This window comes from Flavobacterium sp. GW823-FHT04A11, from assembly GCF_058796535.1.
In genome coordinates this window covers 1,098,263-1,112,091 of record NZ_CM179503.1, presented here as the reverse complement: position 1 = coordinate 1,112,091, position 13,829 = coordinate 1,098,263, and the positions used below count along the sequence as shown (strand labels likewise).

General features: G+C 33.2%; 14 protein-coding genes. 9 read left to right on the top strand and 5 right to left on the bottom strand.

The genetic code is table 11. The annotated features are described in order from the left end of the window. The first annotated feature begins 37 nt into the window (after positions 1 to 37). The 6 genes from AC3QL1_RS04920 to AC3QL1_RS04895 all read left to right on the top strand — a co-directional run bounded on the left by AC3QL1_RS04920 (position 38) and on the right by AC3QL1_RS04895 (position 6,708). Complete coding sequence (locus AC3QL1_RS04920) at positions 38 to 1,018, top strand: PorP/SprF family type IX secretion system membrane protein (protein ID WP_492495604.1); 981 nt, start codon at positions 38 to 40, stop codon at positions 1,016 to 1,018. A gap of 266 nt (positions 1,019 to 1,284) precedes the next feature. Continuing rightward, entirely contained in the window at positions 1,285 to 2,472 is a 1,188-nt protein-coding gene (locus AC3QL1_RS04915) for a phosphoglycerate kinase (RefSeq protein ID WP_492495603.1), read from the top strand. A 110-nt stretch (positions 2,473 to 2,582) separates the two neighbouring features. Continuing rightward, positions 2,583 to 4,424 carry a LysM peptidoglycan-binding domain-containing protein gene (locus AC3QL1_RS04910; RefSeq protein WP_492495601.1) on the top strand — a complete coding sequence of 614 codons (1,842 nt, stop codon included), beginning with the start codon at positions 2,583 to 2,585 and terminating at the stop codon, positions 4,422 to 4,424. A gap of 49 nt (positions 4,425 to 4,473) precedes the next feature. Beyond that, positions 4,474 to 5,442, top strand: a complete 969-nt coding sequence (locus AC3QL1_RS04905; protein WP_492495599.1) for a DUF4837 family protein — start codon at positions 4,474 to 4,476, stop codon at positions 5,440 to 5,442. A 51-nt stretch (positions 5,443 to 5,493) separates the two neighbouring features. Continuing rightward, positions 5,494 to 6,135, top strand: a complete 642-nt coding sequence (locus AC3QL1_RS04900; RefSeq protein ID WP_492495597.1) for a DUF1579 domain-containing protein — start codon at positions 5,494 to 5,496, stop codon at positions 6,133 to 6,135. A 126-nt stretch (positions 6,136 to 6,261) separates the two neighbouring features. Beyond that, positions 6,262 to 6,708, top strand: coding sequence for a GNAT family N-acetyltransferase (locus AC3QL1_RS04895; RefSeq protein WP_492495596.1), 447 nt, complete (start codon positions 6,262 to 6,264; stop codon positions 6,706 to 6,708). Between the two features lie 163 nt (positions 6,709 to 6,871). On the opposite strand, the gene AC3QL1_RS04890 is transcribed toward AC3QL1_RS04895, so the two are convergent. The 4 genes from AC3QL1_RS04890 to rnpA form a co-directional block, all read right to left on the bottom strand. Beyond that, entirely contained in the window at positions 6,872 to 7,675 is an 804-nt protein-coding gene (locus AC3QL1_RS04890; protein ID WP_492495594.1) for an OmpA family protein, read from the bottom strand. A gap of 5 nt (positions 7,676 to 7,680) precedes the next feature. Beyond that, entirely contained in the window at positions 7,681 to 9,318 is a 1,638-nt protein-coding gene (locus AC3QL1_RS04885; RefSeq protein ID WP_492495592.1) for a S41 family peptidase, read from the bottom strand. 1 nt (position 9,319) lies between these two features. After that, positions 9,320 to 10,132 carry a DUF4349 domain-containing protein gene (locus AC3QL1_RS04880; protein WP_492495590.1) on the bottom strand — a complete coding sequence of 271 codons (813 nt, stop codon included), beginning with the start codon at positions 10,130 to 10,132 and terminating at the stop codon, positions 9,320 to 9,322. Between the two features lie 79 nt (positions 10,133 to 10,211). Continuing rightward, positions 10,212 to 10,616 (bottom strand): ribonuclease P protein component, encoded by a 405-nt coding sequence (gene rnpA / locus AC3QL1_RS04875; RefSeq protein ID WP_492495588.1) that lies wholly within the window; start codon positions 10,614 to 10,616, stop codon positions 10,212 to 10,214. A 126-nt stretch (positions 10,617 to 10,742) separates the two neighbouring features. Here rnpA and AC3QL1_RS04870 point away from each other — a divergent pair, with 126 nt between their 5' ends. The 3 genes from AC3QL1_RS04870 to AC3QL1_RS04860 all read left to right on the top strand — a co-directional run bounded on the left by AC3QL1_RS04870 (position 10,743) and on the right by AC3QL1_RS04860 (position 13,333). Then, positions 10,743 to 11,483 carry a lysophospholipid acyltransferase family protein gene (locus tag AC3QL1_RS04870; protein WP_492495586.1) on the top strand — a complete coding sequence of 247 codons (741 nt, stop codon included), beginning with the start codon at positions 10,743 to 10,745 and terminating at the stop codon, positions 11,481 to 11,483. Between the two features lie 45 nt (positions 11,484 to 11,528). Further along, positions 11,529 to 12,521 (top strand): acyl-ACP desaturase, encoded by a 993-nt coding sequence (locus tag AC3QL1_RS04865; RefSeq protein WP_492495584.1) that lies wholly within the window; start codon positions 11,529 to 11,531, stop codon positions 12,519 to 12,521. A gap of 158 nt (positions 12,522 to 12,679) precedes the next feature. Next, positions 12,680 to 13,333: an HD domain-containing protein gene (locus tag AC3QL1_RS04860; RefSeq protein WP_492495582.1), complete on the top strand. Its 654-nt coding sequence runs from the start codon at positions 12,680 to 12,682 to the stop codon at positions 13,331 to 13,333. Between the two features lie 368 nt (positions 13,334 to 13,701). Here AC3QL1_RS04860 and AC3QL1_RS04855 read toward each other — a convergent pair whose 3' ends face one another. Continuing rightward, positions 13,702 to 13,824, bottom strand: a complete 123-nt coding sequence (locus AC3QL1_RS04855) for a FeoB-associated Cys-rich membrane protein (protein WP_492495580.1) — start codon at positions 13,822 to 13,824, stop codon at positions 13,702 to 13,704. Positions 13,825 to 13,829 lie beyond the last annotated feature (5 nt).

The window sequence follows — 13,829 nt, the reverse complement described above, 5'->3', positions numbered from 1 at the left end:
TATAGCCCCGATGATGTTATCTAAAAAAATTATTACAATGAAAAAATTTATTTTATCCTTAGTACTCATGGCTGTAACAACAAGTTACAGCCAAGAGTTAAACCTACCGGTGTTTACGCAGTATTTAGCTGATAATCCATTTGTAATTTCACCCGCTTTTGCTGGTATTGGCGATAATCTTAGGATTCGTGCCAATGGCCTTACGCAATGGGTTGGAATCAAAGATGCACCAGATAACCAATCATTGTATGCTGATTTCCGTATATTAGACCGTTCCGGAGTTGGTTTGTCGTTATATAATGACAGTAATGGTAATACAAGACAAACAGGAGCCAAAGTATCGTTTGCACATCACCTTATATTAGATTATTATTCAAAACAATATCTATCATTTGGTATTTCGTATAACTATAACAACTTCCGTATCGAAACTGGTAATTTCACCGGCGACGTTAATGGAGGACCTGTACAAGATCCGGGAAGACCAACCGATAACAGATATACACAAAACAACAACTTTGATATTAGTGCTTTATACCGTAATAAAAACTTTTACATAAGTTTTAATGCAAACAACGTTTTAAAGAAAAACACTGAGAAGTATTTTGTTGATGAACCAGAATTACTTTCCAACTATCAGGTATATACCGGTATGGTTTTTAAAGACGGTGAAAATAGCCGTATCGAATACGAACCATCTGTTTACTATCAGTTTTTTGCAAGTGACCAACGTTCAACAACCGATTTAAACTTCAAGTACAGACGATTCAATCGTTACGAAGATTACTATTGGATAGGAGTTTCTTACCGTATGTTAAACGACCAGTTCCCAAAACCATTATCAGTTGGGCCAATGGTAGGATTCATGAAATCTAAATTTTACTTCGGTTATTCTTATCAGGTAATGTTCAATGATCTTGGCAATTATAATACAGGAACTCACTCGATCACAATTGGATTCGATTTCTTCGGATCAATCAGTAACTGTCCTTGTACCCAAAGTCCGGTACACGACTAATAAAATTTACAAGTAAAAATTACTGTAGACTAAATACTATTTTTTTTCGTTTTTTATTAAATGAAGAGCCAATATTTGGTTTGCAGTAACTTTTAACTGTTAAATATTCTACGGCACAATTTTATTTTTTTTGAAATAAATTGGTTTGTTTTCTTAATTTACAACGTTTTCGTTGTTATAGATAGGTTATTTTTAGATATTTCGAATTTAATACTACATTAAAAGTTCTATATTTGTTATTCTTTCAAAAATTAAAAAATTATCAAATGAAAACTTTAAACGATTTCGACTTTAAAAATAAAAAAGCAATTATCCGTGTTGACTTCAACGTGCCTTTGGATGAAAACTTTAATGTAACAGATGCTACACGTATAGAAGCTGCAAAACCAACCATTGATGCAATTTTAAAGCAGGGTGGAAGTGTAATTTTAATGTCGCATTTAGGAAGACCAAAAGGAGCCGAAGAAAAATACTCATTAAAACATATTTTAAAAACTGCTTCAGATATTTTAGGAGTTCCGGTTCAGTTTGCTGAAAACTGCGTTGGAGAAGTAGCACAAACTGCTGCTAAAAACCTAAAACCAGGAGAAGTTTTATTACTTGAAAATTTACGTTTTCATGCAGAAGAAGAAGCTGGAGATGTTGCTTTTGCAAAAGAATTAGCTTCACTTGGAGACATCTACGTAAACGATGCCTTTGGAACTGCCCACAGAGCACACGCATCAACAACTATTATTGCACAATTTTTTCCAACAGAAAAATGCTTTGGAACATTATTGGCAAAAGAAATTGAAAGCTTAAACAAAGTACTTAACAATAGCGAAAAACCAGTAACAGCTGTTCTTGGCGGATCTAAAGTTTCATCTAAAATTACTGTAATCGAAAATATCTTAGATAAAGTAGATCACATGATTATTGGAGGTGGAATGACTTTTACATTCATCAAAGCACAAGGCGGAAAAATTGGTGAATCTATTTGTGAAGACGACAAACAAGAATTAGCACTTGAAATTTTAAGATTAGCTAAAGAAAAAGGAGTTCAGGTTCATATTCCGGTTGATGTTATTGCTGCAGATGATTTCTCAAACACAGCAAATACACAAGTAGTAGATGTAACAGCAATTCCTGACGGATGGCAAGGTCTTGACGCAGGTCCTAAATCATTAGAAAACTTCAAAAAAGTAATTTTAGAGTCAAAAACTATTTTATGGAATGGTCCATTAGGTGTTTTTGAGATGGAATCTTTTGCTAAAGGAACTATTGCTTTAGGAGATTATATCGCAGAAGCTACAGAAAAAGGTGCTTTCTCACTAGTTGGAGGAGGAGATTCTGTTGCAGCTGTAAAACAGTTTGGTTTTGAAGATAAAATGAGCTACGTTTCCACTGGTGGCGGTGCAATGCTTGAAATGTTAGAAGGAAAAGTTTTGCCTGGAATCGCAGCGATTTTAGACTAAAATATCACAATTAACATTTTTTTGCATATTTTTCTTCTATAAACTATTTAGTTTTGCAAAGTTAACTCTTCTGTAATTTATTGAATTATAGAATTTTAAATAAAAGTTATATGATTATAAGGAAAATTTCATTAGCGGTTTCTGTTTTATTCTCCATTGCCTCCTTTGCACAAGATATTGTAAAAGCAGATTTGCAGATTAAACCAGATGTTAAAATCTCGTACTTAGATTCGGTTAAAAATACTTTCAAAAAAGATCAGATGTGCACTCGCGTAGACAGTCTTTGGATGAATGAATTAGTAAGTTTAGATATCTACGATGATTTAACAAAAGACATTCAGACAATCAATACAGACATAAGTGTTGATCAGGAACTACCAACTGAGTTGCTTAAACAGCGACTTCAGGTTATGAATGAGAAATCGCCTTTTGAAATAGAATATAATCAGGGATTAGAAAACATCATAAAGTCGTTTCTTAAAAATCGTAAAAAATCATTTTCACGATTAATGGCTTTATCAGAATATTATTTCCCAATTTTTGAAGACGCTTTTGCCAAACAAAACGTGCCTTTGGAAATTAAATATTTAGCCGTTGTAGAATCTGCTTTAAACCCTAAAGCAGTTTCTAAAATGGGCGCCACGGGTCTTTGGCAATTCATGTACGGAACCGGAAAACAATACGATCTTAAAATTGATTCTTATATAGACGAACGAAGCGATCCTTTGAAAGCGACAGCAGCATGTTCAGAATATATGACCAAAATGTTCAAAATTTTTGGTGATTGGGAATTAGTTCTAGCATCGTATAATTCAGGACCGGGAAATGTTACAAAAGCGATTCGTCGTTCTGGCGGAAAAACAAAATACTGGGATATTCGTAACCACCTTCCAAAAGAAACGCAAGGTTATGTTCCTGCCTTTTTGGCTACAATGTATCTTTTTGAATTTCACAAAGAACACGGAATCAATCCTGAAAGAGCTGTTGTTAAAAACTTCGAAACAGATACAGTTCAAATCAAAAATCAAATGTCATTCAAGCAAATTGCTGATTTGTTAGACATGCCACAATCACAAATACAACTTTTAAATCCTTCTTATAAACTTGGTGTAGTGCCGTTTTACCAAAACGAACCGCATTATTTACGTTTGCCAAAAGATAAAATTTCAACTTTTGTTTCAAACGAAGATAAAATTTATGCTTACGTAAGTTATCAATCTCAGCACAAAGGATTGCCAAAACAATTGGCATTAAAAGTTACACCTAAAGGAAAAGCTAAACTTGATACTGCAGTTGCTGTAGCAGAAACGCAATATTATAAAGTAAGAAAAGGCGACAACCTTGGCACAATTGCAGACAAATATGATGTTTCAATTTTAGATTTAAAAAAATGGAACAACCTTAAAGGAAATGCAATAGCTCTTGGCAAAACTTTAAAAATTAAATCAAGTAACGATTCAATTGTAAAAGCACCAAAAGAATTAAAAGCGCCTGAAATTGATAAAAAACAAGTTGAAGAAGCAATCGCATCTAACAATGATGTGAAAGAAAAAACAAACACTGTTAATCAGGAATATGTTGTTGCTGCCGGTGATAATTTAGGAAGCATTGCTAAAAAATTCGGTACAACAATTGCTGACTTAAAAGACCTGAACAACTTAACATCAAACAATATTGGTTTAGGAAAAACATTAATTATTTCTAAACTTGTTACAACAGTTGATGATAATAATGTTGCTACAACTTCAATAGCGGTAAGCTCTGTTGAATCATTCAAGAAAAAAACAGCCTCTGCAAAAAATATAGGTGAAGATTATTACGTTAAAAAAGGAGATTCTTTATATAGTATTTCAAAAAAATATCCAGGAGTAACTATTTCAGATATTAAAAAATGGAATAATATTCAGGATGGTGATATTAAACCCGGAATGAAACTTAAAATAAACGGATAATAAAAAAAATCTTAACTAAATTTGGGTTTTATTTCATTAAACTAAGAAAATGAATAAAACCCATTTTTTATGCCTTTTACTTTCGTGTTTGTTTGTTTCGTGTGTTAAAAACGAGAAGCAGCCTCAGCCGGTTTCTGGTAAAACAAACACCATTTCTATTATCATCGACGATCAGTTATGGTATGGAGAAGTGGGTGATACCATTCGAAATAAATTTGCATCTCCCGTTTTGGGTCTTACACAAGAAGAACCTCTATTTACGATCAATCAATATCCCGCAAAATTACTTGAAGGTTTTGTGACCGATAGCCGAAGCATTATTGTGGTTAAAAAAGCTGCAACTGATAAGTTCGAAATCAAACACAGCCAAACATTACCGCACAACACCTTTCGCATTTACGGAAAATCTGTAGATGATATTATTTGCAGTATAGAATTGAATTCAGCACAAATTATAAAGATGATTCGCGATGCTGAAATTCAAAAAATTCAGCAGGACAATAGTAAATCATTGTTGAATCCTACTGTAATAAAAAACAAGTTTCATATCAATCTGCAAATTCCTTCTGGTTACGAATATATGCTTCATAAAAAGAATTTTATGTGGCTGAAAAAAGATATTATCAGCGGCAATACAAGTTTACTTATCTATCAAATTCCAATTCGCAGACTCACCAAAGGATCTGATGTTGTAGGCAATATTGTTCGAATGAGAGATTCAATCGGTAAATACATCAAAGGCCGTGAACCGGATACACCTATGATTACGGGAGAAGCATATGCGCCCTATTTTTCAAATACAGAATTAGATGGAAAGAAAACATTTGAAACCAAAGGAACCTGGGAATTAAAAAATGACTTCATGACCGGACCTTTTATCAACTACGCTATTATAGACGAAAAGTACAGCAGAATTTTAGTTATTGAAGGATTTTGCTATTCGCCTTCAAATCAGGAAAGAGACTTAATGCTTGAACTTGAGGCAATTATAAAATCAGTTAAAGTGGATAAAAGGTAATTTGTTTTATTTTTCGTACATTTGATTTAATAACCAATAAATCAATTAATTATGAAAAAGATCTATCTATTATTGTCAATTTTGACATTGTGTTTTGTGTCTTGTAAAAAAGAAGTCAAAGCTGAAAATGAAGAGGTAAAAGTTACAGATACGATTAAAACGAAAGATACAGTTTCAGAACCAGCTTTAGATTCTGCAGCACAAATGAAAGCATGGGCAGATTATGCCACGCCCGGAACGGAGCATAAAATGATGGCCGACGAAACCGGTACCTGGAATTGTGATATGACTTTTTGGATGGAACCAAATGGAAAACCTGAAAAAGCAAGTTCAGTTGCGCATATAAAAATGGTGCTTGGAGGACGTTATCAGGAAACCAATTACAGTGGTACCATGATGGGACAACCATTTGAAGGAAAAAGCACCGTAGCCTACAACAATGCAAGCAAAGAATTTACAACGACTTTTATCGATAATATGGGAACAGGCATGATGGTGGCAATTGGTAAATATGACGAAAGTAAAAAAAGTATAGAATACAAAGGCGACATGGTAAATCCTGTAAATGGTAAAAAAACACCTTATCGTGAAATTTATACTATTGTTGATGCAACAACACGTAAAATGGAAATGTTTGATGTAAAAAATGGGGAAGAATATAAAAGCATGGAAATTATAATGAAGAAGAAATAAGATTCATTCGAAGCGCTTGACATAAAAGAAATCCCGATTGCAGTTTGTAATTGGGATTTGTCTTTTGAAATAATAGTAATTTCAAATTTTCAATTAATTTAGCCCTTTCTAAAAAAGAAGATTGAAATGGAATTAAAATGGAAAATAAAGCCTTTTGAGGCATTAACTGTTAACGAGTTGTATGATTTGCTTAAAGTGCGAAGTGAGATCTTTGTAGTAGAGCAAAATTGTGTTTATTTAGACATTGATGGCAAAGACAAGAAAGGTTTACACTTAATTGGTGAATACGATAATAAAATCGTCGCTTATGCACGTTTATTCGATGCCGGAATTAGTTTTGATAATGCATCAATTGGAAGGGTAGTTGTTGATGCCAATTACAGAGATAAAAAATGGGGACACGATTTAATGCGTGAAGCGATTGCCGGAATCAAATCAAATTTTGGTAAAGAAAAAATCACAATTGGAGCACAATTATATTTAAAGAAATTTTACGAAAGCCATGGTTTTGTACAAACCAGCGAAATGTATCTGGAAGATGATATTCCTCATATTGAAATGATTCGGGAATAATAAAGTTAAATGCTAATTTTAAATTAATGCAATTTTGTTTCAATAATATTTTTCTTCTGTTTTTATTTTATAAGCATCTTATAGATAAAGGATTAGTAACTTAGTTTAAAGAATAACTTTAAGCCGTATTGTAGCTTTTTGGGTTTTTTAATTCCGGAATAAACTATATTTTTGTAATGCAAAACTCGACGCGACGATCTAATTTATCACCTCGTCCTAATGGATATTTGTTGCCGCAACCTTGAAAAGTCATTCGACCGGAAGATACTTTTTTAGAAATTAAATATTTGAAAACTGTCTTTGCACGATTCCAGGAAAGTCTTCTTTCTTTGGTGTCTTTGTCAATTGCATCACTGTAAATTTCGGGAGTGCAGCAAACATGACCCTTAATCTCAAATTCAATATTTTTCTTCTGCTGTAAAATAGAGGCTATTTTGTCTAATTCCTTTTTCGAATTATGAGTAAGTTTAGAGCTTCCGAGATCAAATAAGATATTGTCGAGGTAGATTTTGTCTCCAACTTTTAAACTGTTTTTAAACGAATTGTAAACGCCTTTTCCAAAACTGTTTTTATTAACGAGTATTAAATCAACCCGCCGATTTCTGGAACGCGTTTCGTGTAAATCTTCAACAGTGTCCGGCTTGACAACGATACGTCCTTTACCTTCAAGAATTATTATTTTGCTTTGGTTAAAACCGTTAGAAACCAATAACTGCTGAATCGTATTTACCCGATTATTAGATAATCGGAAGTTATATTCATCAGTGCCGCGATCATCACAATAGCCATAGATTTGAATAGATTCTATTTTTGAAGTATCTATTTTTTTTATAAAATTAGAAACAACGCCTGTTTGCTGTTCCGTAAGATCAAATTTATCGAAATCAAAAAAGACTGTTTCGATAGGTTTTTGCTGTGCCGATAAATGGAAAGTAAAGAATAGAAATAAGACTTTACAAAGTTTCATTTTTTTTACATTTTTAAAATGGTTTTATACTCAGTTTGATTATTCAAAACGCTCACCGCTTTCTTAATTTCTGAATTGTTTTTAATGTAAAATTGATACAAACCTTCCTGATATTGGTATCTCTTAATTAGTTCCTCCTGGATCAGGCCTTTAATTTCTTTTTGGTTTTTGTCTAATAAAGTAGTTTCACTTTTTTCTAAGGCATTTAATAACTGCTGATATTCCGGTGCGATCGTTTCGTCTATTTTTTCATTTTTGGCTGCAGCCAAAGTATTTTTCAAAGCTACTTCCGTTTCAGTATCAAAAGTAATTTTGTTTGTTTTTAAATATTGTTTGAAGCTGGCATAATCCGCATCTGTTATAACGGGGATTTTATCGCCCAAATTTGGATTTTTATAATAATAGCTTGTTGCGTAATCAAAGATTCCGTCATTTTTTAAAAGAGCCGTTGTAATAGGGCTTGTTTTTGCTTCATCGAGTTCAATATCCGGCAAAACGCCTCCGCCGTCATAAACAGTTCTTCCTTTTCTGGTTTTAAAAGCATTGAAGTTTTTGGCATCGGTTTTTAAAGCAACGCCATTTTTGTCTTTGTGCGCATAATCCAAAGCCTGAATACATCTTCCCGAAGGCGTGTAATAACGGGAAATGGTAACTTTAAGCTGAGTTCCGTAAGTTAAATCTACAGAACGCTGTACCAAACCTTTACCAAAACTACGGCTTCCCAAAATTACTGCGCGGTCTAAATCCTGCAAAGCTCCGGAAACAATTTCTGATGCAGATGCACTTCTTCCGTTTACTAAAATAGCCAACGGAATTTCAGTATCTATTGGCTGATTCTGAGTTTTATATGTATTATTATGTTTCTCAATTCTTGATTTTGTTGTTACAATCACTTCATTCTTCGGAACAAATAAATTGCAGATATCAATTGCTTCGTTTAATAAACCGCCCGGATTTCCTCTTAAATCCAATACAATTTGTTTTGCGCCATCTGCTTTTAGTTTTTCAAGTGCCTCTTTTACTTCAGCGGCAGCTTTTCTGCTAAAATGTGCCAAAACAATATAACCTGTTTTATCATCGATTTTTCCATAAAAAGGAACCGATTTAATATCGACTTCATCCAAAACCAATTCGGTTGTATAAGTTTTGCCCTGACGCAGGTATTTGATTGTAATCTTGGTGTTTTTTGTTCCTTTCAATAATTGCGAAGCATCATCTTTAAAATCGGCAATTAAAACATCACCAATCTGAATAATTTCGTCACCTGCTTTTAATCCCGCTTTATCTGCCGGATAATTTTTATAAGGTTCACGAACAATCAAGCGGTCTTTTTTGCGCGCAATCATAGCACCAATTCCGGTATATTCTCCCGTATTGTTGATTTTAAAGTTTACGACATCCTGCTCGTTAAAGTAAACCGTGTACGGATCTAAACTTCCCAACATGCTTTTAATGGCTTTGTCCATCAAATCACCCGGATTTGTTTCGTCTACATAATTGGTGTTTACTGCTTTAAATAAAGTCGTGAAGATTTCTATTTGCTTGGCAATCTCAAAAAAATCGTCTTTGAAACTGGTTCCAATAAATAAAAATCCTGCCGCAACAGTTGGTATAATGAACTTCTTTTTGAAATAAGGATACATGTTATGTTTTTTTTCTTTTAAATCGTTTTCTAATTAAATAGGCAATTAGAACGAATAGGATAATAAATGGCCAAATGCTAATAATAGAAATCAGGAAACTTGATAAACCAAAAAATCCTGACTTAACTGCAGTCCATATTTTTGATCCGTACGAAGTTTTGACCGCTTCTTTTTCAGCAATGGTTTTGTAAAATTCAATAGTAATGGTGCTTTCAGAAACGCGGCTTTCTAAGTATTTCAGCTGCCCTTCTTTGGCTTCAATCTCTTCTCTGATAATCGAAATTTGTTTCTCAATTTCTAATATCTCACTTATTTTCGTGGCTTTTTGCAGAATTTGAAGGTAACGTTCTTCAAGTTTCTTTTTGGTTTTTAATCTGGAATTAAGATCAATATATTGTTCGGTAACATCTTCAGCAGAAATTTCTTTTCTTTCAAAATAAGAAACACCTTTCGATACAGACTTTATAAACGCATCAAAATTCTGACTAGGAATTCTAACGGTAAGATTTCTATAAATATTGTCGTAATCTTTTCCTTCAGTATCATTTTGAATAGTTCCTTTATTTGCTGTAATTGCTTTTTGAATTTGGGCGAAAGTTTCATCTAAATCATCAGTTTCAAATCGAAGTGATGCCTGTTTGATAATCTTCTGAGGAATTGCTTGTACAGACGCAGCCTGGTTTCTTTCATAGTTCTCTTCACTTTTAGCCGGAAGTTTTACGGCACTAATTGACATTGCTTGATCTGAGGACTCATTTTTACTGCAACTTCCTAAACTCAAAATCAAAAATGATAAAAAGAAAATATATCTCATAAAGCTCCAATTTAGAGCTAAAACTACAATTTTTTTATAATTTTTTGTCTAATTTGATAAAAAAATTGTATTTTAAAGACTACAATTCTGTTTTGTTTTCAGAATCGGGAGTTTTGTTTACTTGTTGCAGAAATTTCTCAAACAACTGGATTGTTTTAGTATTGATTTCTTGATAAGATAAACGATCTTTTGTCTGATAAAAAAACATGAATGAATAAGGCTGTTCAACATTATCCCAAAGTAAATGTTTGTTCAGTCGGTATGTTTCTCTAAGAACGCGCTTGAAGTAATTGCGGTCGACAGCTTTTTTGAAATATTTCTTAGAAACTGAAACCCCAATTTTAATTTTTTGTTCTGAATTTTCTTCCGCTTGACGGTAAACCAAACGCAACGGATATTTAGAAACAGATTTGCCTTCAGAAAAAAGTAAGCCAATCGTGGTTTTGCTTTTTAAACGTTCGTTTTTTGAGTAAGTAAAGTTCATTTTAATTCAGAAAAAAAGTGCAATTTTTAGCGCAAAGGTACAATTAAACGAGAAAAACGGTTATTGTTTTCAATTTTAATACCGCTAAAAATTTATTTATTACTTTTGGACATTAATTTTAAAAGCATGCAAAAAATAATTTCGTATCCCATATCCGTAATTTACTATTTGTTCTTTAGTTCTGTTTTATTGGTTTTTCACCCAATACAATGGTTTTGTTTTAATGTTTTTGGTTATCAGGCACACAAAAAGAGTGTCGATTATTTAAATTTCTGTCTTTTAAGATGTACAAATCTTGTTGGAACAACGTATAAAATTGAAAACAGAGAGACAATCCCTACAGGTGTTCCTTTGATTTTTGTTTCAAATCATCAAAGTATGTATGATATTATCACAATGATTTGGTATTTTAGACGATTTCATTGTAAATTTGTAAGTAAGAAAGAGTTAGGTAAAGGAATTCCGAGTGTATCCTACAATTTGCGCCACGGAGGATCTGTACTAATTGACCGTAAAGACCCGAAACAAGCGATTCCTGTAATCAAAGGCTTGTCTGAATATATTGAAAAACATAATAGATCTGCAGTAATATTTCCCGAAGGCACCCGAAGTAAAACCGGAAAGCCAAAAGAATTTGCCCAAAACGGTTTAAAAATCTTATGTAAATACGCCCCGTCAGCATATGTTGTTCCGGTGAGTATTAACAATTCATGGAAAATGGTAAGATATGGTCTTTTCCCGGTAGGTTTAGGAAATCACCTTACCTTTACCGTTCATAAAGCTTTGGCAGTAAAAGATTATGATTTTGCCGAGTTAATGGCCTTGACAGAAAAGGCAGTTGTAGAAGGAGTAAATGAGTATAAATAGATTTGAGCTCAAATAAAAAGCTTAAGTCCCAATCTTAAATTAGTAATGTCTATAAAAAACATTAGATTAGAAGTAATGCAGTTTTTGGAAAAAAACGTGGATAGCTTCGTTGAACAGTATTTAATTCCAGTAGAAAAAATTTGGCAGCCGTCAGATTTTCTGCCTAATTCTGAAGGAGATAATTTCTTTGAGGAGGTTAGAGAACTACGTGAAATTGCCAAAGAATTACCATACGATTTCTGGGTAACGCTTGTGGGTGATACAATTACAGAAGAGGCTTTGCCTACATACGAATCCTGGTTAATGGATGTAGAGGGAGTAAATCAGATTGAAAATGGCGGAAACGGCTGGTCTAAATGGATTAGACAATGGACCGGCGAAGAAAACCGTCACGGAGATTTACTGAATAAATACTTGTACTTGTCAGGTCGTGTAAACATGCGTGAAATCGAAATGACAACACAGCATTTAATCAACGACGGTTTTGATATTGGAACTGGTTCTGATCCTTATAAAAACTTTGTATACACCAGTTTTCAGGAATTAGCAACTTATGTATCACACAACAGAGTAGCGCAAATGGCTAAGAAATTTGGTGATAACAAGTTGTCTAAAATGTGTAAAATGATTGCGGGTGACGAAATGCGTCATCATCATGCGTATAGTGAATTTGTTACACGTATTTTTGCAGTAGATCCTAGCGAAATGATGTTAGCGTTTCAATACATGATGAAACAAAAAATCGTGATGCCGGCACATTTCTTAAGAGAGTCAGGTCAAAAGATCAGTTCTGCATTTGAACAATTTTCAGATTCTGCACAGCGTATTGGTGTTTATACCGCAAACGATTATGTAGATATCATGCAGAAATTAATCGACAAATGGGAAATTGACAAGATTTCTAATTTGACAGATGAAGCTGAAAAAGCACGTGATTACTTAATGAAATTACCAGCTCGTATGGCTAGAATCTCAGAAAGATTAGTAATTCCGCAGGAATCTCATATTTTTAAATGGGTTGAACCTGCGAGACTTTAAATTTAGATTTTAGATTATTCTAAAGCAGTTTGAAAGTAAATATATTTGTTGATTGTTAGAGTTTCAAACTTTAACAATCAACATTTTTTATTAAAGAGAATTAAATTATCCGCCAAAATCCACTTAATCCACGTCCCAAAACACAATAAAAAGCAACTATGAATAATACCGACCTTATCACTAAAACAATTGCATTCGTAAAAGAAAAACTAAATGATGCAGAAGGCGGACACGATTGGTTTCATATTGAACGTGTCTATAAAAACGCACTTTTAATTGCAAAAGACACTGATTGTGATTTAGTTGTAGTTCAATTAGGAGCCTTACTTCATGATATTGCCGACAGTAAATTTCATAACGGAGATGAAACCATCGGACCTAAAACCGCACGTTTGTTTTTAGAATCTGAAAAAGTTTCGGAAGAAGTTATTCAGCATGTCGTGAATATCATTGAAAACATCTCGTATAAAGGTGGAAATTTCGAAAAGAAATTCTCGTCTATAGAATTAGATATTGTTCAGGATGCCGATCGTTTAGATGCAATTGGAGCAATTGGCGTAGCAAGAGCCTTCAATTATGGAGGATTTAAGAACAGGGCTTTATACAATCCTGAAATTGCTCCGGTTACTAATATGAGCAAGGAAGAATATAAAAAGAATAATGCGCCAACGATAAATCATTTTTACGAAAAGCTGTTACTCTTAAAAGACAAAATGAACACGGAAACCGGAAAGCAAATTGCAGCCGAAAGACATCGTTTTATGGAATCTTTTCTGGCGCAGTTTTATGCAGAATGGGAAGGAGTAAAATAAGTTTCAGTTTCAGTTTTCAATAATAAAAAACGGCTTCAGATTATGAAGCCGTTTTTTATTATGTGTTCTTGATTTTTAATTCTGTTTATCAATGATGTTTCATAAAAAAATAAGAAACAGCGAAGGCACATAAAAAACCAAGCGTAAACCACAATAATCTTGAAACTTTGTTGTCTCTGATAATCTCTGTTCTATCAAAATCTGTCATTTCTTTAAAATTTGAATTAAGTATTCAAAATTAAAAGTTATCTAGTTGATAAAAGGAACGTTAAAGGTTTATTTGTATTAAAAAAAGACAAGTTTCACGATGGTCATACAATCAAAGGAAACTTAGAAACTTAGCGTCTAAGTAACTCAGAACCTTTTTTCTAAGAACAGCCGCAATTCCCGTCACCGCAGTCTTTTTTCTTTTTAGATTTCCAAAAGAACTTTTTGATTAAAAAGCCAACGGCGATAAACAATATTACGAAAGCGATAATTTCTTGTATCATGGCTG